Raw genomic sequence first — 21,244 nt, forward strand, 5'->3', positions numbered from 1 at the left:
GGGGGACGCATCCCATCCCGACAGGAGTCCTCATGCTCACCGTCAATGCATACGGCGCGACGTCCGCGACGGATCCCCTCGTTCCACTGACGATCGAGCGGCGCGACGTCGGTCCGCGCGACGTGATGATCGCGATCCGCTATTCCGGCATCTGCCACAGCGACATCCACACGGTCCGCGAGGAGTGGGGGAAGATCACCTTCCCGCAGGTGGTCGGCCACGAGATCGTCGGCGAGGTCATCGAGACCGGCGCGGAGGTTACGAAGCATGCGGTCGGTGACCGGGTCGGCGTGGGCTGCATGGTGAACTCGTGCCGGGAGTGCGACGAATGCCTGGCCGGTGACGAGCACATGTGCGCGAACGGCAACGTCGGCACGTACAACTCCACCGATGTCGACGGCACGACCACGCAGGGCGGGTACGCCACCCACGTCGTGGTCGATCAGGACTTCGTGCTGGCCGTCCCGGAGGCGATCCCCTACGACAGGGCCGCTCCCCTGCTGTGCGCGGGCATCACGACGTACTCGCCGCTGGCGCGCTGGGGCGCGGGACCGGGAAGGAAGGTCGCCGTCGTCGGGCTCGGCGGACTCGGTCACATGGCCGTGAAGATCGCCGTCGCGATGGGAGCCGAGGTCACGACGATCTCCCGCACCGACGCGAAGAAGGCGGACGCGCTCTCCTTCGGCGCGGCGCGGCACGTCGCCACGAACGAGGACGGCGCACTGCGCGCGCTCACGCGCACCTTCGACCTCATCATCAACACAATCAGCGCGCCGTACGACGTCAACGCCTACCTGCGCACGCTGAGGCCGCACGGCGCGCTCGTGAACGTCGGGCTGCCTCCCGAGCCGCTCGCGCTGCGGGTCGGATCCCTGATCGGCGGCGGCAAGTCGTTCGCGGGCTCGAACATCGGGTCGATCCGCGAGACGCAGGCGATGCTCGAGTTCTGCGCCGAGCACGGCATTGCCCCCGAGACCGAGCTGATCACCGCCGACCAGATCAACGAGGCGTACGACCGCACGGTCGCGGGAGACGTGCGCTACCGGTTCGTCATCGACGCGGCGACGCTCGCGTAGCGTTCGGCCGCCGACGCCACGCGCACCTGGTAGTCGAACACGTCGTTGTAGGAGCGGATCGCACGCACCCACGTCTCCTCTGAGGTGAGGGAGCCGTCGAGCCGGCAGAGGTAGCGCGCCGCCGTCGCGGCGGCGTCGTCGATGCTGTGCGGATCCGCGCCGCCGTCCCCGGCGGTGTCGACGCCCCAGATCGACCACGTCTCGGGGATGAACTGCAGAGGGCCGACGGCGCGGTCCCATTGCGTGTCGCCGTCGAGCGCGCCGCCGTCGGTGTCGGGGATCCGCATGGTCTCGTTCGTGCCGTCGAGCGGGATGCCGCGGATCTCGGGGCGCGCGACGCCGTCGGCGTCGATGGATCCGCCCTGCAGGGTGCCGTGATGGCTCTCGACCCAGCCGATCCCGGCGAGGGTGTTCCACCCGACCTCGCAGCCGAGTTCCCCGCGGGCGTACGCGTCTGCCGCGACGTACGCGACGAGAGCGCGTTCGGGGATCCCCGTCTCGTCCGCGACCGCGGTGATCCATGCGTCGTCGTCGGGAGCGGCGACGGGGGTCGCCGAGGTCTCCTGGGGGACGCGATCGGCCGCCTCGTCACCGAGGGACGGAGCCTCGAACGAGATCGAGGAGATGATCGCGGTCACGCCGATGACCCCGACCGCACCGACCGCCGCGATCAGGGCCAGGCCGCCGACCACGATGCCCGCCGTCTTCTTCGCTCCCACGCGAGCTATTGTCGCCGACGGTTCATATGAGGCGACTGGCGGCGCGTCACATCTCCTCGTGCGTGTTCGGGTCGCCGTCCCAGAGACGGCCGCGCTCGAGCGCCGAGATGCGCGCGACCTCGTCGTCCGTCAGCGTGAAGCCGAACACGTCGGCGTTCTCCCGCTGGCGATCGGCGTGCGCCGACTTCGGGATCGGCGTGGATCCGTTCTGCACGTGCCAGCGCACCACGATCTGCGTCGGGGTGACGCCGTGCGCCGCTGCGACCTCGGTGATCGTCGTCTCCGACAACAGCTCGGTGCGCCGTGCGAGCGGGCTCCAGCTCTCGGTGCGGATCCCGTGCGTCTCGTGGAACGCCCGGAGTGCGGTCTGCGGGAAGTAGGGGTGCATCTCGACCTGGTTGACAGCGGGGATCGCGCCCGTCTCCTCGATCAGGCGGTCGAGCATCGCCTCGGTGAAGTTCGACACCCCGACGGAGCGGATGAGGCCGTCGTCCTGGAGCCGAAGCATGCCGCGGAACGTGTCGACGTAGCGGTCCACGCTCGGGTTCGGCCAGTGGATGAGGTGGAGGTCGAGACGATCGAGCCCGAGCGTCGCCAGCGAATCGCGCGTCGACGCGATCGCCTCGTCGTACCCGTGGTGCCGGCCGGGGATCTTCGACGTGACGATGACCTCGTCCCGCCCGACGCCGCTGGAGCGCACGGCCTCGCCGACCTCGGCCTCGTTGCCGTAGTTCACGGCTGTGTCGACGACGCGGTAGCCAGTCTCGATCGCCGACGCGATCGCTGCGATGCCGTCGTCGCCCGTCAGGCGATAGGTTCCGAACCCGACCTCCGCGAACCGGTGGCCGTCATTGAGGGTGATCTGGGGGATGTCGATCGTCATCGCGGGTTCCTTCCTCTGCGGATCCCTTCGACTCTAACTGGACCGCGGGGTCAGGCGACCGCGCTGAGGACGAGGTAACCGACCGATCCGACGGCGGCCGCCGCGGGAAGCGTGAGGACCCATGCCAGCGCGATCGGCCGCATCAGGCGCCAGTTGGCCGCCTTGTTCACGAGCCCGACGCCGAGGACGGCTCCGATGAGGATGTGCGTCGACGACACGGGGAGGCCGAGTACAGACGCGAGCATGACGACGCCCGCCGCGCCGAGTTCGGCGGAGAACCCGCTCGCGGGGTGGATCTCGGTGATCCGCTTACCGACCGTCGACACGACCCGACGTCCGATGTACCAGAGTCCGGCCAACAGGGCGATGCCGAACGTGATGAGGATCGGCAGCGGAACGGCCGCCGATTCGCCGACCCGGCCCGTGCGGAACACGTCGAGCACCGCGGCGAAGGGTCCGACGGCGTTGGCGATGTCGTTGGCGCCGTGACTGAACGCGAACACGCTCGCGGTGAAGACCTGCATCCAGGAGAAGAGGATGAAGGCGGCCTTCTTGAATTTCTTCTTCTTGAGCGACTTCGCGAAGACGTACACGGCCGCCCAGACGGCGATGCCGATCATCGCGATGAGGAACGCGATGACGACGGGATCAACGGCGACTTCGAGGTTCGACAGTCCCTTCACCAGGAGCATGCCGGCGAGGATGATCGCCGCGACGGCGGCGACGATGGGCACGAGCGTCTGCAACGCGTAGTGCCCCTCCTCACGGTCGTCCTGCGCGGGGCTCAGAATGAACCGCTTGATCAGCCAGAAGATCCCGAACGCGACGACGCCCCCGAGCAGCGGCGAGAGAACCCAGGAGAGCGCGATCTGACCGATCGACTCCCACTGCACCATCTCGAGGCCGCCGAGCCCCGTCTTGAGCCCCATCGTCACCGCGGCGCCGACAATGCCGCCGATGATCGCGTGAGTGGTCGAGACGGGCCAGCCCATGCGCGTGGCGAGGAAGAGCCACAGCGCCGCGCCGAGGAGCGCCGACATCATAATGTAGACGAGATCGTCCGGGCTCTGATTGACGACCTGGATGTCGACGATGCCGCTGCGCACCGTGTCGGTGACGGAACCGCCCGCGAGCACGGCGCCGGAGACCTCGAACACGGCGGCGACGAGAAGTGCCTGCTTCATCGTCAGGGTGCCGGATCCGACGCTCGTGCCGAACGAGTTCGCGACGTCGTTGCCACCGATGTTGAACGCCATGAAGACGCCGAACACGATGGCGGTGATCAGCAGGACACGGTTGGTGCCGTCAGAGACCCACCCGAACGACCACAGCGTGAACGTCACCAGGCAGATCGCCAGCAGCCCGCCGAAGCCGAGATGCCACCACTTATCCTGCGGGTCCGGTGTTTCGAAGTCTCTGGGGCCCTCGTCGGGGTCGGGTTCCGGCTTCGAGGGGGTGTCGGTCGCCACCGCTGTTGTCTCCCTGGAGTACGTGGAGGGACGCCCGGCGGACGCCCGGCCACGCGCTCACACCGAGAGGTGAACGAATGACCAACACGAGAGTAACAACAGGTGACCGCGAGGCGGTACAGACAGTGGTGCGAGCGTCGTCATCCGTCGGCGAGCTCGGCGGCCCAGGGCAGGTCCGCACCCGCCCGAGAGACGGTGACGGCGGCGGCTCGGACCGCGTCGCGCCCGATCGCTTCGAGATCGCCGCAGGCGAGGGGACCGGCCGGTCGCGACGCCAGCGCGTGGATCATCGTCGCCATGAACGTATCGCCGGCCCCGATCGTGTCGACGACGTCGACGGCGACGGGCGGCACGGGCACACGGTCCTGCGCGGTGGCGAGTACCGCGCCCTCCGCACCGATCGTGAGGGCCGCCAGGCGCGGTCCCACGGCGAGGATCCGGTCGAGCACCGCATCGACGTCGTCGCCGGGGAACAGCCACGCCGCGTCCTCATCGCTGAGCTTGACGGTCGTCGCGAGCCGCATCATCGCGTCGACGTGGGCGAGGGCCACGTCGCGGTCGTCGACGAGCGCGGGGCGGATGTTGGGGTCGAACGTGACCTCGTCCGCGCCCAGACCGGCGATCACGTCGCGGACCGCAGCCGCCCCGGGCTCGAGGGTCGTCGCGATGGATCCCGTGTGCACGACGCGCGGACGGATCCCCTCCGGCGCGCGCAGCGCGTCCCACACGATGTCGAATGCGTACGTCGCCGCCCCGTCGGATCCGATCCGCGCGAGCGCCGTCGACGTGCGCTCGAGCGACCAGGATTCATCGCATATGCGCACGCCGGAGGCCGTCACGTGCTCGGCGATTCGGCGGCCGCGCTCGTCGCGCGCGATCTGTGTGAGGAGCGCGACGTCTGCGCCCCGCCGTCCGAGACCGAGCGCGACGTTCGCCGGGCTCCCGCCGACGTGCTCATCGCGGCGTGCGCCGTCGTCGACAATGTCGATGAGCGCTTCGCCGACGACGAGCACGCCGGCCGGATCCGATCGGGACGTCGCGCCGGAGCTCACGCCTTCCAGACGGTCTTGACGTTGCAGAACTCGCGGATACCCTCCGCCGCGAGCTCGCGACCGACGCCCGAGTCCTTCACGCCGCCGAACGGCAGCTCGGGGTGCGATGCGGTCATGCCGTTGACGAACACGGCGCCCGCGTCGAGGTTCGTCACGAACCAGTCTTCCTCGTCGTCGTCGTTCGTCCAGACCGAGGAGCTGAGGCCGAAGGTCGTGCCGTTCGCGATACTCAGGGCCTCCTCGCGGTCGGCAGCGCGGTAGACCGTCGCAACGGGGCCGAATGCCTCCTCGAGGTGCAGGCGCATCTCCGGGGTGATGCCCGCAAGCACGGTCGGCTCGTAGAACCACCCGTCGCGTTCGGGAACCCGCGCTCCGGCGAGCACCTCGGCACCCTTGTCGACCGCGTCGCGCACCTGCTCGGCGAGCTCGTCGCGGCCGGACTTCGTCGCAACGGGGCCGACGTCGGTCGAGTCCTCGAAGGGATCCCCGACGGTGAGCGCGGCGACCTTCTCGGAGAACAGTCGCGCGAACTCGTCGTAGACGTCGGTGTGCACGATGAACCGCTTCGCGGCGATGCACGACTGCCCGTTGTTCTGGTTGCGGGCGGTCACGGCGACGGTCGCGGCGCGCTCGACGTCGGCCGACGGCATCACGACGAACGGATCCGAACCGCCGAGCTCGAGGACGACGTGCTTGACCTCGGAACCCGCGATCGACGCGAGCGAGCGGCCCGCGGGCTCGGATCCGGTGAGCGTCGTGGCCTTCACGCGCGGGTCGCGGAGGACGCCCTCGACGCGCGCGGCGGGGATCAGCAGCGTCTGGAAGGCGCCGGTCGGGAACCCGGCGCGCTCGAACAGCGTGTCGAGGAAGAGGGCGGCCTGCGGCACGTTGGACGCGTGCTTGAGCAGGCCCGCGTTGCCGGCCATCAGAGCGGGACCGGCGAACCGCAGCACCTGCCACAGCGGATAGTTCCACGGCATGACGGCGAGCACGACGCCGAGGGGCGCGTACGTCTTGCCGGCTCGCGAGGCGCCGACGACCGACGGGTCATCCAGCTGCTCGCTCGCGAGGAAGCTTTCGGCGTTGTCCGCGTAGAAGCGCAGGCCCTTGGCCGACTTCGTGACCTCGGCGCGCGCACCGGCGATCGGTCGGCCCATCTCGAGGGTGATCAGGCTCGCGAGCTCCTCGATGCTCTCCTCGAGGATGTCCGCGGCGCGGCGCATCCAGCCGGAGCGCTCCGCGTACGTCGTCGCCCGCAGGTCCTCGAATCCCGACTGCGCGAGCGCGATGCGGCGCTCGACCTCCTCCTCGGAGTGCGCCTCGAAGGTCTGCTCGATTTTCCCCGTCGTGGGGTTCGTCGTCGCGATGGCCATAGCCGGGCTCCTCTCTGAACCTGAATGATTGTGATGAGCGAATGATGAATAACAGAAACGTAACGGAAATCTCTTGCTATCCGTTACCTCACCGTTATAGAGTGATGCGCACGGTGATCGTTTTGCTGTGGCGGTCACCGGCATGTGATTGCAGGACACTCTTGGTGCAAGGGACATGGGCCCGGTTGAAGAATACTTCACCCGGGCCCTTTCCTCGTCCTCGCGCAGGAGACGCATACACTTGCATGTATGCCGGATCGCCGCCTCGCCGTCGAAGCGTGGGAGAACCTCTTCCGCGCCCAGTACGAGATCTTCGACGAATTGAAACGTGACTTCAGCGGCTCCTCGCTGTACCAGTCGGAATACGACGTGCTGCTGACCGTGGTCCGCGCCCCCGGCAACACCGCCCGGCTGCGCGACATCACGGGCAACATCCTCATCAGCCAGCCGAGTGTCTCTCGCCTCATCGACAAGATGATCTCGCGCGGGCTCGTGACAAAGCAGCCGGATCCGGAGGACGGACGCGGCGCACTCGTGACCGCCACCGAGGAGGGCGTGCGGCAGTTCCGCGCACTCGCGGTGACCCACGGTCGCCACATCGCGGAGCGCATGTCGACGCTGTCGACGGATGAGCTGCGCACGCTCACGGCGCTCACGCAGAAGCTGCGCGACGCCTCTGACGTTTCACCCGCGTAAACCGGCGGAGGCGCGGGCCGTGACGGCGTGACGCCGTCACGCGCGCCCGAGCGTCACCCCGTGTTCTGCAGCCCCGCGGCGACGCCGGACACTGCGAGCAGCAGCAGGCGCTGCACCTCCGGATCCGCATCGGCGCCCTCGGGGGCGTCCCGCAGCGCCCGCAGGGCGCGCAGCTGCAGCAGCGACAGCGCGTCGACGTAGGGGCTGCGGAGCTTCACCGCGCGCTGCAGGACCGGCTTGTTCGAGAGCAGGCCGTTGCCGCCGACGATCCGCACGACCCAGTCGCGGGTGAGAGCCATCTCGTCCCGGACGAGCGCCGCGAGATCCTCCCGGTCGCCCAGCGCGAGGTACTCGTGCGCGATGCGGTCGTCGGTCTTCGCCAGGCTCATCGCAACGTTGTCGATCATCGTGCGGAACAACGGCCATTCGGCGTAGGCCTCGCGGAGGAGGTTCTCGTCGCCCACCGCGTCGAGCGCGGTGCCGAGGCCGAACCAGCCGGCGAGGTTGATCCGAGCCTGCGTCCACGCGAACACCCACGGAATCGCGCGGAGGTCTTCGAGGGACTCGACCGACAGACCGCGCCGGGCCGGACGCGAGCCGAGCGCCAGCAGACCGACCTCCTCCATCGGCGTCACGGTCGCGAACCACGGCGCGAAGCCGTCGGCCTTCACGAGGTCGAAGAACCGCGCGCGGGAGGCGGCCTCCATGCTCTGGGCGATGTCGGCGAACCGCGTCGCCGCGGAGCGGTTACGCTCTTCGTTCGACGGCGCCGACGCGGTGAGGATCGCGGCCGCCACCTGGTCGACGTGACGCATCGCGATGTCGGGGTCGCCGTAGCGGGCGAAGATCACCTCGCCCTGCTCCGTGAGCTTGAAGCGCCCGTCAACGGAGTGTGGTGGCTGAGCGAGAATCGCGCTGTTCGCCGGTCCGCCGCCGCGGCCGAGGGCGCCGCCGCGGCCGTGGAAGAGCGTCAGCTCGATGCTCTGGTCGCGTGCCCACTCCGCGATCGCCGCCTGCGCTTCGTACAGCGCGAGCGTCGCGGCGACGGGTCCGACGTCCTTCGACGAGTCGGAGTATCCGAGCATCACCTCGAGTCGGCGCCCGGTCTGCGCGAGGCGCGCCGCGAAGTTCGGCTCGTCGACGATCTCCGCGAGGATCCCGGGAGCCGCCTGCAGGTCGTCGAACGTCTCAAACAGGGGGATCACGTCGAGCACGGGCGGCGTGCCATTCTCGCCGACGGCGTAGCGGGCGAGCCGGTGGACGTTCGCGAGATCCTGCGTCTGCTGTGTGAATGACACGATGTACCGCCCCGCGGCGCGCGGGCCGAAGCGATCTTGTACGAACGCGATGGCGCGGAAGACCTCGAGGACCTCTTCGGTCAGCTCGCTGCGCTCTCCCCCAGCCTCGAGCTCCGCGAGGACCTTCGCGTGCACAGCCGAGTGCTGACGTACCTCGAGCTCGGCCAGATGGAAACCGAAGGTCTCGACCTGCCAGATGAGCTCCTGGAGCTCGCCGTAGGCCTGGCGCGTGGCGCTCGCGGCGACCAGCGAGTTCTGGACGATGCGCAGGTCGGCGATCAGATCGTCCGGGTCGCGGTAGGCGAGGTCGGCGTTGCGGGTGCGCGTCGCGACGATCTTGCGCGCGAGCAGCAGGACGACTGCGCGGTGCGTTTCGTTCGGTGAGCGCTTCGCGACCTCGGCCGCCGCGTCTTCGTCGGCGCTGCGCAGCCGGACCCACAGCGCGTCGAGGTCGGCGCTGGCCGGCGTCGAGGCGGTGCCCAGCGTCAGCCCCCGACCGACGCGCAGCGCGGCGCGCTCGAGCCCGTGGAGCACGTGCTCACTCGCGATGGCGGCGGCCTTCCTGCTCACCTTCGCGGTGACGAACGGGTTGCCGTCGCGGTCGCCGCCGACCCAGCTGCCGACGCGGACGAACGGCGTCACCGCCGGCGGGCGTGCCCCACTGTCCGCGCCCTGCAGAGCGTCATCCACGCGGCGATAGATCTCGGGCACGACCGAAAAGAGGGTGTCATCGAAGACACCCATCACGGTGCGCACCTCGTCGAGGGGCGATGGCTTCTCGGGGCGGATCGGCGACGTGCGCCACAGGGTGTCGATCTCCTCGCGCATCCGCCGCTGCGTGCGGTCCTCAGCCGCTCCGCCGCGCGGATCCGCGTCGAGCGCGTCGACGAGGTCCGAGAGGCGTCGAACGCTCGCCGAGACCGCACGGCGCCGCGCCTCGGTGGGGTGAGCCGTGAAGACCGGGTGGAAGCACAGCGAACCGAGCCGCTCGCGCGCTGCGTCGTCGCCGATCTCGTCGGCGAGCGCCGTGAGCGCGCCGGAGATCGTGCCGCGGGGATCGCGAGAGGCCGCGCCGTCACGTCGACGCAACATGCGCACGCGCTGGCGTTCCTCGGCGAGGTTCACCAGGTGGAAGTAGACGGTGAAGGCACGCGCGACCTCGTCGGCGCGTGCGGGCGAGAAGCCGCTCACGATCGCGGTCGCCCGGTCGAAGGCGTCCGACGTCGGATCCGTGTACGCCTCGATCGTCGCGGCGCGCAGGCGTTCGACGTCGTCGAACAGCCCGTCGGATCCGCTCTCGAGCAGCACGTGGCCGAGCAGGCGCCCGAGCAGGCGCACGTCCGCGCGCATCTCGTCCGGGATCTCCTGCTCCGCCTCCAGGCGGCCGACGACGTCCAGAACCTCGGTAGGAGTAGGGGAAGGCATTCCTCCACGGTAGCGCCACGCGCCCGCTCCCCCCGACGCCCGGGCCCCAAGGGGCGCGGGCAGCGCTTCGTGTGACGCTTGTGACCCTTCGTCGCGTCGCAAAGGGTCACAAGCGTCACACGAAGCGCTGCGTCGGGGAACGAAAAGGCCCGGTTCCGTGGAACCGGGCCTTTTCGTTCTGCGCGCCCCGAGGGATTCGAACCCCCAACCTTCTGATCCGTAGTCAGATGCTCTATCCGTTGAGCTAGGGGCGCACGTTGCCGTGACAACTCATACAGCTTACATTGCCCCACGGGTGGAGCGGAAATCGGCGCCCCCACCTCCGGAGCGTCGGGCGTGTCTGAGTATCAGCTGGCGGCGTCGGTCTGCTCGTCCCGCGCGCGCGTCTCGCTGGAGAGCTTCTGCAGGTCGACGAGGCGCAGCGCCTCCATGCGCGCGTCTCGCATGCGCGCGTAGTCCGGGTCGTCATCGGGGCGCATCGCCTCGATCCGAAGCCGGTTGTCGATGTTGTTCTCGACGTCGTGCCAGGCGGCGTCGCGGGCCTTCTCGACGAGGCGATGGACGTCGTCGTCGGACTCGGCGAGCGCACGGAGTCGCTTGGCCACGCCCGCATACTGCTTCGCACGCCGACGCAGGTTGCGCACGTCGCGGTCTCGGTAATCGTGCGTGCCGTGCGGATCCGAGTGCCGCCCCCAGGCCTTCACGCGGGCGGTCGTCATGGCCGACGCCGCGCCGTCCTGCTCGTCCGCGAGCGCGATGAGCACCTCCCGGGCATCCACACCGAACGCTTCGAGGGCGAAGTCCTCACCCGCGACGATCGTGTCGACGAGGATCCGGTTCTTCAGCTGCAGGCGCGCGGCAGCGAGGGCGATCGCGACACCCTCTTCTATCGCCTCTGCGTTGCGCCTCACGGCCCCTCCTCGCGTCCCCTCCGATCCTAGTCCGCGCGCGTCACGGACACAGAAGGAGGCGCGCTGCGCTCGGCGTGCGCGGCCCACCCGCTCTCGGCGGGGAGCGCACGGAGCGGCCGGCTCGCGATGGCGAGCAGCGCCGCGAGGGCGCACAGCGCTGCGGCACAGAGGAGGGTCGGGAGCCGCCCGAAGACGGCGAGGCCGACACCGGCGAGCACCGGCGCGAGTGGCGCTGCCCCCGCCGTGCAGAGCGAGGCGGCGCTGCTCGCGCGGCCGATGAGGTGCGTGGGCACGGCGACCATGAAGTAGCCGCTCATGCCCGCGTTGAGCGCGGGGATCAGGAAGGCGCCGCCCGCGAGCAGCGCGACCGTCGGCCACAGGGCGTCCACGAACGGCAGCGCGACGACAGCAGCGGCGAGCGCCGCGATACCGACGGCGGCAAGGATCCCGGTACGCACGTGAGCCACGCACCATGGCGCGAGAAGAGATCCGGCAAGCATCGACGCCCCCGCGCCGGCGGCGATCCAGCCGATGTCCGTCGGAGAGAACCCGCGCTGCTGGAGCGAGAAGATCACGGTGGTTATCGCGGTACTCAGTCCGAGGTTGATGATCGTGATGATCGCGAGTACGCCGCGCAGGTCGCTCCGGGAGAACAGCCAGGCGAACCCCTCTCGAGCCTCCGCGAACACGCTCCGTCGCGCCTCGGCACGCACCGGAGCATGCCCCGGCACGTGCCGCCGCAGAAGCCACGCGGTCACGAGCGCGATCACCTGGCAGGCGAGGAGCACCGCCCCCACGAACCACGCTCCGACGGTCAGCAGCACGCCGCCGAGCGGTCCGCCGCCGAGGTTCAGGGCGGCGTCGCGTGCCTGGTTGGTCGCCTGTGCGCGGCCGATCGCGCCGCTCGGCACGATGTCCTTGAGCAGCGCTTCCCCCGCCATCCCGAAGACCCCCGTGCGCAGCGCGAGCACGACCTCGATCGCGAGCAAGACCACGAAGGTCAGTGCGTCGGCGAGCGCGAGCGCCATGAATCCGCCCGCGACGACGGCGCCGATCAGAGCACCCAGGACGAGCAGGCGCGTCCGCGAGTGCCGATCTGCCCAGACGCCTCCGACGATCCCCGAGAAGGCGGCGACAGCGAGCCCGACGCCGCCGATCGCGCCGGCCTGCGCAGGATCGTCGGTCACCACGAGCGCGATGAGGGGAAACGCGAACCCGACGAGGGCGCGGGTCAGTCCGAGCGCCGTGTCGCCAACCAACCACGTGAGATACGACGGCGTGCGCCAGAGGGAGGGTGTGGACATACCGGCCACCATAACCCCGCAGCTTTTCTTGCGCAACTAACCTTGCGCAACTATTCGTGCTGTTTCGTTAGACTCGTGGCATGGACGGTGACGGGCAGGAATCGGTCGCGGCCTCCACCGCGATGCTCAAGGCGTTCTCGCACCCGGTGCGCCGCGCGATCCTCCGTGCACTCGATCGCCTCGACGCAGCTCGCGCTGCCGACCTCGCCGACGCGCTCGATATCCCCGCGAACCGCCTCAGCTTCCACCTCCGCACGCTCGCGGACGCAGGCATCATCGAAGAGGATCCGTCCCGCGCGCGCGACCGACGCGACCGCGTCTGGGTGCCGGCGATCCGGTCGATCACGTTTGGCTCGGCCGAGGATCCGATCGCGGACGAGGCGCTCGGCGCCGTGGTGGTCGACGGACACATTGCCGACCACGGCGACATCGTGCGTCGAGCCGCCGCCTGGTCGATGGAATACCTCACGGGGCGCGATGCGGTGATGCATGGCGTCATGTCGCGGCACGCCGCGCGTCTGACGCCCGACGAGTTCCGCGACCTCCACCAGCGCATCCAGGCGCTCATCGATGAGGCGCGAACGAATCACGACGAGTCGGCGCCGTCGCACATGTATGAGATCGACATCGTCGCGGCGGACGACGCGATCTGACACATCAGGCCAGCACGGCCTCCCGTGCACCCTCGGCTGCCACCGGCTGACGGACGGGAAGGATCATCGGGTGCACACCGGCCATGCGCTCGAGCACGCGCAGCACCTGACCCGAGTAGCCGAACTCGTTGTCGTACCAGACGTACAGCACGACGTTCTCGTCGCCGTCGGCGATGGTCGCCAGTCCGTCGACGATGCCCGCACGGTTCGTGCCGACGAAGTCGGTCGAAACCGCGTCCGGGTTCTCGCTGTACTCGATCTGCTGACGGAGCGGGGCGGTCAGCGACGTCTGGCGGAGGAAGGCGTTGATGCCGTCCTTCGTCGTCGCACGCTTCAGATCGAGGTTGAGGATCGCCAGCGACACGTTCGGCGTCGGCACACGAATCGCGCTGCCCGTCAGGCGCCCCTTCAGCTGCGGCAGAGCCTTCGCGACCGCCTTCGCCGCACCGGTCTCCGTGATGACCATGTTGAGCGACGCCGCGCGCCCGCGCCGCGATCCTTGGTGGAAGTTGTCGATCAGGTTCTGGTCGTTCGTAAACGAGTGGACCGTCTCGACGTGCCCGCGGTCAACGCCGTACGCCTCGTCGATCGCAGCGAGCACCGGTGTGATCGCGTTCGTCGTGCAGGAGGCGGCCGACAGGATCCGGTCGGTGTCGGCGATCTCGTCGCTGTTGACGCCGAAGACGATGTTCTTGATGTCGCCCTTGCCGGGGGCCGTGAGCAGCACGCGCGAGACACCGGTCGCCCGGAGGTGCTGCTCGAGGCCCTCTTCGTCGCGCCAGCGCCCGGTATTGTCGACGACGATCGCGTTGTGGATCCCGTACTCGGTGTAGTCGATCTTCGCGGGGTCGTTCGCATAGATGACCTGGATCAGCGTGCCGTTCGCGCGGATCGTGTTCGCTTCCTCGTCGACCTCGACGGTGCCCTGGAACGGGCCGTGCACGGAGTCGCGCTTGAGCAGCTCGGCGCGCTTGAGCAGGTCGTCGTCGGACCCGCGGCGCACGACGACGGCGCGCAGCCGCAGGCCGTCACCGGATCCCTGATGCGCGATGAGCAGGCGCGCGACGAGGCGGCCGATGCGCCCGAAACCGTAGAGCACGACGTCGGTCGGGGTCGCCGGCTCCGCGGCGACGACCTCGGCGAGCTCGCTGCGCAGGAACTGCTCCAGTTCGCGACCGCCGTAGGAGGCGCCGACCTTGGCGAACTCGGTCACGAGTCGCGCGATATCGAGCGAAGCCGGCCCCGGAGCCAGGCGTTCGAGCGCCTCGAGCACGGCCAGAGTCTTGACGGGATCCAGCACCTGGTCGCCGACCTTGCGGGTGAAGCGGTGCGCCTTCAGGATCTCGAGGGGCGAGCAGTTGATCAGGCGGCGTCCGAGGATCGAGGGGACGATGCCGTGCTGCCGGTACAGGCGGCCGATCAGCGGGATCATCCGCTCGGCCAGTTCCTCTCGCTCAGCCCATTCGATGCGGCTGGCTTCGTAGAGCGTGCTCACGCGATCTGACTCCTTCATGCGTCGGGCGGGTGCGCCACGCGCGGGTAGCGGTCATCTCGAGCGTACGGCTAGAAAACGTCGTTCTGCGCGCCGATTCGGGCGCAAGAAAGTGCATTCTTTCGCGATAGACAACGAACGTCGGTTCGGGATCCATCGATACACAGTCGGTAGGCTGAGGAACCGCTGCCCTCTTGGGGAGCTTCACACCACCAGCGCATTTTCGAAGGGGGCGCCATGCGCGACAGCTCGAACGAGGACGGGCTCCACGCCACGATCCACCCGGATGGGTCCGCAGTCCTCGTCGTCGACGAGACGCCGCATCAGATCCCAACGACGCACGCCGAGGACGCACGCCGCGAGATCGTGCGCCTCACCGCCGGGATCGCCCGGCAGCTGGGCGCCCCGACGCGCGTCATCGTCACCGAGCCCGACGGCGAGTGGCCGCTCGTGGTCGACGGCGACGAGCGTGTCGAGTACGCCGCGGGGGAGCCGGCGCCGGTGCAGATGACGCCGCCTCCGCCCCGCCCGGCCGCCGCGGACACGGGGCCGTCGTACGTCCCCGCCGGCCGCGCCGGCGATGCCGGCCCGGTGCGCACGGGATCCAGCGCACCCGACGACGATCCGGCCGACGGCAGCGTGTCGACTGCCGATTTCGATAACCGCCGTGCGAACCGCGAGACGTTCCTCACGAGCGAACTCGAGAGCGACGCGCGCGAAGAGCCCGCCACGCGCGGCTTCCGTGGCGCGATGACCCGCATGGGGATCCGCATGGGTCCGGGCGCGGAGGAGCGCGCCGAGCGCGCGGACCAGATGTCGGTCGCGCAGCACTGGCCGGGACCGCGCACGATCGCCGTCGTGAACGGCAAGGGCGGATCCGGAAAGACCCCCACCACGATCCTGCTCAGTGCCGTGTTCGCGCGGCTCGGCGGCGCAGGGGTCCTGTCGTGGGACAACAACCAGACGCGCGGCACGCTCGGCTGGCGCACGGAGCAGGGCCCGCACGACGGCACGCTGCACGACATGCTCGAGGCGGCGGAGCATCTGCTGTCCGCGGACGCGCAGGCGGCCGATGTGGCGAAGTTCGTGCACCACCAGCGACAGGACCGGTTCGATGTGCTGCGGTCGCAGCCGATCGCTCTCGCGTCGGAGCAGCGCGTCTCGGCGGAGGACGTCGACCGCATCCACTCCGTCGCCGCGCGCTACTACCGCCTCATCGTGATGGACTCGGGCAACGACGAGTCGGATCCGCTGTGGCAGCGCATGATCGACCGCACCGATCAGCTGGTCGTCGCCACGACGACACGCGACGAGCACGCCGAGGCGGGCGCGCTGTTGCTCGATGCACTGGCCGATCGCGACGAGCACTCGGCGCGCCTCGCGGCGAACGCGGTGACGATCGTGAGCCAGGCCGACCAGAAGGCGCCGGCGAACGAGGTCCGGCGCGTGGTCGACGGATACCGCAAGCTGACGCGCGACGTCGTGCAGATCCCGTTCGACCCCGCGATGATCGACGGTCACCTGCACTTCGGCGCCCTGCGGCCGGAGACTCAGCGCGCGTGGCTCGCGGCCGCGGCGACGATCTCCCGCGGCCTCACCGGCGCCGCCTGACGCGACCTTCCCCGCGAGTCCACACGTCTCCGACGAGTCCGCAGCTGTTCGCAGCGGACTCGTCGGAGACTTGTGGACTTGTCGGCCGGTCAGAGGCGGACGATCTCCGTGACGCGGACGACCGCTTCGCCCTCTTCGGCCGACTCCGCGAGGTCGACTTCCGCGCGGATCCGCCAGTCTCGGTGACCCGCCGGGTCGTCGATCGTCTGCTCGACGCGCCAGACTGACGGATCCGATTCGTCGATCACGCACAGCTGCGGCGAGCGCGCCGCCGCACCGACGAGGATCGCGTCGTGCTCGTCGAAGTAGTCGTCAAGCGCCGCGGGCCAGCCGGCATCCGGGTCGAGGCCGGTGAGATCGGCGTCCCGTTCGAGAGCCGCCAGCTGCACCCGGTGGAACAGCGCGTTGCGCACGAGAACGGTGAACGCCCGCCGGTTCCGCACGACCGACGCGGGCGACGGCGGCAGGACGGGCCCCTCCCCCTCCGGGGCGTCGAGACCGGCGAGCAGCGTCTCCCACTCATCGACGAGACTCGAATCCACCTGCCGCACCATCTCGCCGAGCCATTCGACGATGTCCTCGAGCGGCTCGGTGCGTGCCTCGGGCGGGACCGTCTGCCGGATCGTGCGGTAGGCATCGGAGAGATAGCGCAGCACGAGTCCCTCGCTGCGTCCGAGCTGATACCACTGCACGAACTGGGCGAAGCTCATCGCCCGCTCATACATGTCGCGCACGACGCTCTTCGGCGACAGCTGGAAGTCGCGCACCCAGGGCTGCGATGACGCGAACGTCTCGAACGCTTCGGAGAGCAGCTCGTCGAGGGGCTTCGGGTATGTGATCTGCTCGAGCAGTTCCATGCGCTCGTCGTACTCGATGCCCTCGCGCTTCATCGCGCCGACGGCCTCGCCACGCGCCTTGAACTCCTGTTGACCGAGGATCTGACGTGGGTCGTCGAGCGTCGATTCGACCACGCTGACGACGTCGAGCGCGTAGTCGCCCGTGCCCACGGATCCGGGGCCGCCTGCCGGATCGAGCAGGTCGAACGCGGCGAGCGCGAACGGCGACAGCGGCTGGTTGAGGGCGAAGTTCGGCTGCAGGTCGACGACGAGGCGGATCTCGCCGACTGCAGTGACCTCGACGAGTTCGGCATCGCGCAGGGTGCGGAACAGCTCGAGGGCGCGGCGCGCGAGTGCGTACTGCTCCTGTCGCGGCTGGTGGTTGTCGAAGACGAGCGCACGGACGTTGGCGACGACATCTCCCCCGCGGGCGATGACGCCGATCAGCATCGCGGTCGTCATCTGCATGCGCGGAGTGAGCGGCTCCGGATCCGCTTCGATGATCTTCTCGAACGTCTGCTCGCTCCAACTGACGAAGCCCTTCGGTGCCTGCTTCTTCTGCACCTTCTTGCGCTTCTTGGGGTCGTCGCCGGCCTTCTTGATCGCCTGAGCGTTCTCGATCTCGTGCTCGGGAGCGAGCACGACGACGTTGCCGTACGGGTCGAACCCGGCGCGGCCCGCTCGGCCGGCGACCTGGTGGAACTCGCGCGCGCCGAGCCGACGCATGCGGGTCCCGTCGTACTTCGACAGCGCCGTGATGAGCACCGTGCGGATAGGCACATTGATGCCGACCCCGAGCGTGTCGGTACCGCAGATGACGCGCAGCAGCCCCTGCTGCGCGAGCGTCTCGACGAGTCGGCGATAGCGCGGCAGCATGCCCGCGTGGTGCACGCCGATGCCCGCGCGCACGAGGCGCGAGAGGGTCTTGCCGAAGTTCGTGGTGAACCGGAATCCGCCGAGGGCCGTGGCGATCTCGTCACGCTGGGCGCGGGAGGTGACGTTGATGCTCGCGAGAGCCTGCGCGCGCTCCATCGCCCCGGCCTGGCTGAAGTGCACGATGTAGACGGGCACTTCGTGTTCGGCGAGCAGGTCTTCCACTACGTCGTGCACGGGGCGCTGTTCGTACCGGAAGTGCAGGGGGACGGGCCGCTCGGCTCCGGCGACGAGGGCCGTCTCGCGCCCCGTCCGTGCCGTCAGGTCGCGCTCGATGGCGGTGGTGTCGCCCAGCGTCGCCGACATCAGGAGGAACTGGGCGCGCGGCAACAGCAGCAGCGGCACCTGCCACGCCCACCCGCGGTCGCGGTCGCCGTAGTAGTGGAACTCGTCCATCACGACCTGGTTGACGTCAGCGTCCGCGCCTTCGCGGAGCGCGAGATTCGCGAGGATCTCGGCCGTGCAGCACACGATGGGTGCGTCGGCGTTGACCGACGAGTCGCCCGTGACCATGCCGACGTTCTCGGCGCCGAATGTCTCGACGAGCGCGAAGAACTTTTCGCTCACGAGCGCCTTGATCGGCGCGGTGTAATACGTGCGCTGCCCGCGGCCGAGGGCGATGGCGTGCGCGGCGATCGCCACGAGCGACTTACCCGTTCCGGTCGGGGTGGCGAGGATCACGTTGTTCCCCTGTACGAGCTCCATCACGGCCTCGTCCTGCGCCGGATACAGCTCGATGTCTTTCTCGAGCGACCAGCCGAGGAATGCGTCGTAGAGGGCATCGGAGTCGTCGCCCGCGGCACGCGCGGCAGCAAGCAGGGAAGGCATCCGCCCCAGTCTGCCCGACCCGCCTGGGCGCGGTGCGCCGGTAGCCTCGAAGGATGGCCGAGTATCCCGCGACGATCGCGCGGCGCGTCGACCACGAAATCGAGATCAAGCGATCCCGATTCATCACCCACCTGCAGCCCGTCGGGTCCGTTGACGAGGCCGACGCGTTCATCGCGGAGATCCGCAAGCAGCACTGGGACGCGCGACACAACTGCGTCGCAATGGTCACGGGCGCCACGGGCGACCAGGCGCGCTCATCAGACGATGGCGAGCCCTCGGGGACCGCAGGCGTGCCGATGCTCGAGGTGCTGCGCCGCCGCGGGATGACCGACCTCGTCGCCGTCGTCACGCGCTACTTCGGGGGCGTGAAGCTCGGAGCCGGCGGCCTCGTGCGCGCCTACGGCAATGCTGTCTCCGAAACGCTCGATCGCGCACGGATCGTGCATCGTCGAGCGCTGACGCACGCCGCGATCGCGGTTCCCCACGCTGACGCAGGTCGCGTCGACCATCTGTTGCGCGACTGGGTGTCGCAGCACGGATCCGTGCTCGATGACGTGGCGTACGCCGACGCCGCCACGTTCGCGGTGTGGGTTCCGGCCGCCGAGCTCGACGCGCTCGACGCCGACGTCGCGGCCTGGACCTCTGGAGCGCTCACGCCGGTACGCGGCGAGACGCGCGTCGTCGACGTCATCGCCTGAACGACCGGCCGCCTCAGCCCTCGCCGACCGTCCGATGCACGACTACGGCAACACTCTTGGCCCACCGGGCTCATCCGGCGTCAACCCGGCGCCCGTCCACGAACTGCCGTCGTCCTGTCGACGGGCTTCAGTCGCGGTCAGTCCTGGCGCCCCGCCCTGAGGAAGTCGACGCCGGCCGCCTTGAAGTCTCGCGACCCCGGCGCGTTGAAGTGGTGCCGCCCCGGCAGTTCCACGAAGCTCCCGTCGGGCAGCCCGGCGGCGATCTCGCGAGACTCCTCGAGGATCCGATCCTCGGATCCCGTCGCGACGAGGATCGGCTGCTGCGGCGGATCCCCGAGATCCGGATCCTCGTCGCCGAATCGCATGCCCGCCGCGAGCGCGACGAGTGCGCGGAGGTCGTTCTCGGCGACCCGCTCGGCGAGCGTGACGTAGTTGCGCGTGACCCGATCCGTCACCTCGGTTCCGTCCTCGATATACGCGCGCGCCTGAGCGATGTCGAGACGGCCGAGGGGACGCCCATCCGGGATGCCGCCGAGGATCGCGCGGCCCACGCGCAGCGGGAACCCGTGCGCGACGTGCCATCCGACACGCGCTCCGAGCGAGTAGCCGAGATAGGAGACCGGCGAGACCATGTACGTGTCGAGGACGGCGCCGACGTCGGCGACGAGCGCGTCCATCGTATAGTCCTCGGGGCTGTGGGGCTTCTCGCTCGCGCCATGCCCGCGCTGGTCAATCCCGAGCACGCGGAACCCCTCTCGCACGAGGCGGCTGACCCACCCCGTGTTCACCCAGTTGTCGCGGCAGCTGGAAGCGAAGCCGTGCACCGCGACGACGGTGGGCGCGTCCTCGTCACCCCACGTGTACGTCGCGAGTCGGAAGCCCTCCTGCGACATCACATACTGCGGTTTCGGAAGCTCGGGGATCAGCGGGAACGACATACGCCCATTGTCCTCCGCGATTCCATCAGGGGCGCGGATCCGTGGTCACTGGGGGCGCAAGGTGTAGTGAACGCTGCTCTCGGCGTCGGGCATCCGGCTCGGGCCGACCACCACGACGAGCGAGTATCCGGGCATCTCGGCCTGAGTGATCGTGTTGTCGCCCTCGTTCGCGCGGCTGGTGACCTCCCAATCGGATCCTTCGAACTGCAGGAGGATCTCGGCCTCGACGAGGACCGACGGGTGATCCGTGTCGTACTCCCCGACGAACAGCGGGTCGCTTCCCGGGATCGCGGACATCTCGACCAGGCACGGGTAGAAGGGCACGCTCAGCTCCGCGAGTTCGTTCGGAATCTCGGCACGAGCGGCGGCATCGCCGTCCTCACAGACGATGTCGCCGTCCACTGCGTCGGCGTTGTCTGTGTCCGCATCGTTCGCTCCGTCCTCGGGCCGGGAGGATCCATCGTCAGAGGCCGTGCTCTGGACCTGGACCATCACCATCGGCTGTCCGTCCGCCAGTTCGGAGGCGCTCACCGACAGCGCCAGGCCGTCCTTCGAGAACTGCTTGAGAAGACCGTCGGGGCTGTCGAGTCCGGGTTCGAAACCCTCTGCACGGACGAGTTCGACCTGCTCGGCGAACGCGGCTTCGACATCGTCGACCGCGATCCCAAGGCTCCACAGCTTGTTGTCTCCCGTACCCGCGACCTGTCCGACGATGATCCGGCCGTCGATGTACGGCACCTCGGCGGGGAACCCGTCGGGGACGGTATTGCCCGACGTGAGTCCGACTTCGCCGTCCGAATCCTCGACCTCGACCTCGATGGCGTCAGCCTGCTCGTCATCGGCGGCCGCCTCAGCCGCTGCTTCCCCGGCGACTGCCTCATCGATCTGGTCCACGACCTCGTCGATCGGGTTTGAGAAACATCCGCCGAGCATCAATGTGGCTGCTACCAGAGTGGCGACGGTCGTGATCCTGGGGGTACTGACGTTGCGTGTGAATGGCATGGTGCGTGCTGCTTTCCTGTGCGCGTGCGAGATCCCTCAGACAACCA

General features: G+C 69.2%; 17 protein-coding genes and 1 tRNA gene. 5 read left to right on the forward strand and 13 right to left on the reverse strand.

Annotated elements, in window-relative coordinates:
* Positions 1-32: 32 nt before the first annotated feature.
* The gene (locus IEW87_RS14675; RefSeq protein WP_188713151.1) at positions 33-1,076 is read left to right on the forward strand and encodes an NAD(P)-dependent alcohol dehydrogenase; all 1,044 of its coding nucleotides are present in this window, start codon (positions 33-35) and stop codon (positions 1,074-1,076) included.
* Here IEW87_RS14675 and IEW87_RS14680 read toward each other — a convergent pair.
* The 5 genes from IEW87_RS14680 to IEW87_RS14700 all read right to left on the reverse strand — a co-directional run bounded on the left by IEW87_RS14680 (position 1,040) and on the right by IEW87_RS14700 (position 6,572).
* Positions 1,040-1,795, reverse strand: coding sequence for a lytic transglycosylase domain-containing protein (locus IEW87_RS14680; RefSeq protein ID WP_229731234.1), 756 nt, complete (start codon positions 1,793-1,795; stop codon positions 1,040-1,042). The genes IEW87_RS14675 and IEW87_RS14680 overlap by 37 nt on opposite strands.
* Positions 1,796-1,841: 46 nt before the next feature.
* Positions 1,842-2,678: an aldo/keto reductase gene (locus IEW87_RS14685; protein WP_188713152.1), complete on the reverse strand. Its 837-nt coding sequence runs from the start codon at positions 2,676-2,678 to the stop codon at positions 1,842-1,844.
* 50 nt (positions 2,679-2,728) lie between these two features.
* Entirely contained in the window at positions 2,729-4,147 is a 1,419-nt protein-coding gene (locus IEW87_RS14690; protein WP_188713153.1) for an inorganic phosphate transporter, read from the reverse strand.
* Between the two features lie 140 nt (positions 4,148-4,287).
* A complete protein-coding gene (locus IEW87_RS14695) occupies positions 4,288-5,199 on the reverse strand; it encodes a PfkB family carbohydrate kinase (protein ID WP_229731235.1) in 912 nt (303 codons plus the stop codon).
* On the reverse strand, positions 5,196-6,572 hold the full coding sequence (locus IEW87_RS14700) for an NADP-dependent succinic semialdehyde dehydrogenase (RefSeq protein ID WP_188713154.1): 1,377 nt from the start codon (positions 6,570-6,572) through the stop codon (positions 5,196-5,198). The genes IEW87_RS14695 and IEW87_RS14700 overlap by 4 nt, the downstream gene beginning before the upstream one ends.
* 249 nt (positions 6,573-6,821) lie before the next feature.
* Between IEW87_RS14700 and IEW87_RS14705 the strand changes: the two genes are divergently transcribed.
* Entirely contained in the window at positions 6,822-7,268 is a 447-nt protein-coding gene (locus tag IEW87_RS14705) for a MarR family winged helix-turn-helix transcriptional regulator (RefSeq protein WP_188713155.1), read from the forward strand.
* A 53-nt stretch (positions 7,269-7,321) separates the two neighbouring features.
* Here the strand turns inward: IEW87_RS14705 and IEW87_RS14710 are convergent, their stop codons facing one another.
* From IEW87_RS14710 to IEW87_RS14725, 4 genes are all read right to left on the reverse strand, one after another.
* Positions 7,322-9,991, reverse strand: a complete 2,670-nt coding sequence (locus IEW87_RS14710; protein WP_188713156.1) for a phosphoenolpyruvate carboxylase — start codon at positions 9,989-9,991, stop codon at positions 7,322-7,324.
* Between the two features lie 181 nt (positions 9,992-10,172).
* Positions 10,173-10,245: transfer RNA gene (locus IEW87_RS14715), tRNA-Arg, on the reverse strand.
* 93 nt (positions 10,246-10,338) lie between these two features.
* Positions 10,339-10,902, reverse strand: coding sequence for an asparagine synthase (locus IEW87_RS14720; protein WP_188713157.1), 564 nt, complete (start codon positions 10,900-10,902; stop codon positions 10,339-10,341).
* Positions 10,903-10,928: 26 nt separating this feature from the next.
* Positions 10,929-12,206 (reverse strand): MFS transporter, encoded by a 1,278-nt coding sequence (locus tag IEW87_RS14725; protein ID WP_229731236.1) that lies wholly within the window; start codon positions 12,204-12,206, stop codon positions 10,929-10,931.
* Positions 12,207-12,286: 80 nt separating this feature from the next.
* Between IEW87_RS14725 and IEW87_RS14730 the strand changes: the two genes are divergently transcribed.
* Positions 12,287-12,859: a helix-turn-helix domain-containing protein gene (locus tag IEW87_RS14730; protein WP_188713159.1), complete on the forward strand. Its 573-nt coding sequence runs from the start codon at positions 12,287-12,289 to the stop codon at positions 12,857-12,859.
* A gap of 4 nt (positions 12,860-12,863) precedes the next feature.
* Here the strand turns inward: IEW87_RS14730 and IEW87_RS14735 are convergent, their stop codons facing one another.
* Complete coding sequence (locus tag IEW87_RS14735) at positions 12,864-14,372, reverse strand: glyceraldehyde-3-phosphate dehydrogenase (RefSeq protein ID WP_188713160.1); 1,509 nt, start codon at positions 14,370-14,372, stop codon at positions 12,864-12,866.
* 216 nt (positions 14,373-14,588) lie between these two features.
* Between IEW87_RS14735 and IEW87_RS14740 the strand changes: the two genes are divergently transcribed.
* Positions 14,589-15,962, forward strand: coding sequence for an AAA family ATPase (locus IEW87_RS14740; RefSeq protein WP_188713161.1), 1,374 nt, complete (start codon positions 14,589-14,591; stop codon positions 15,960-15,962).
* An 89-nt stretch (positions 15,963-16,051) separates the two neighbouring features.
* Here IEW87_RS14740 and IEW87_RS14745 read toward each other — a convergent pair whose 3' ends face one another.
* Positions 16,052-18,559 (reverse strand): DEAD/DEAH box helicase, encoded by a 2,508-nt coding sequence (locus tag IEW87_RS14745; protein ID WP_188713162.1) that lies wholly within the window; start codon positions 18,557-18,559, stop codon positions 16,052-16,054.
* Positions 18,560-18,612: 53 nt separating this feature from the next.
* Between IEW87_RS14745 and IEW87_RS14750 the strand changes: the two genes are divergently transcribed.
* A complete protein-coding gene (locus tag IEW87_RS14750; protein WP_188713163.1) occupies positions 18,613-19,257 on the forward strand; it encodes a YigZ family protein in 645 nt (214 codons plus the stop codon).
* Positions 19,258-19,394: 137 nt separating this feature from the next.
* Here IEW87_RS14750 and IEW87_RS14755 read toward each other — a convergent pair whose 3' ends face one another.
* Both IEW87_RS14755 and IEW87_RS14760 read right to left on the reverse strand, forming a co-directional pair.
* Positions 19,395-20,195 carry an alpha/beta fold hydrolase gene (locus IEW87_RS14755; protein ID WP_188713164.1) on the reverse strand — a complete coding sequence of 267 codons (801 nt, stop codon included), beginning with the start codon at positions 20,193-20,195 and terminating at the stop codon, positions 19,395-19,397.
* 45 nt (positions 20,196-20,240) lie between these two features.
* Positions 20,241-21,197 carry a hypothetical protein gene (locus tag IEW87_RS14760; RefSeq protein WP_188713165.1) on the reverse strand — a complete coding sequence of 319 codons (957 nt, stop codon included), beginning with the start codon at positions 21,195-21,197 and terminating at the stop codon, positions 20,241-20,243.
* Between the last annotated feature and the right edge of the window lie 47 nt (positions 21,198-21,244).

The organism is Microbacterium faecale (assembly GCF_014640975.1).
Classification (GTDB): Bacteria; Actinomycetota; Actinomycetes; order Actinomycetales; family Microbacteriaceae; genus Microbacterium; species Microbacterium faecale.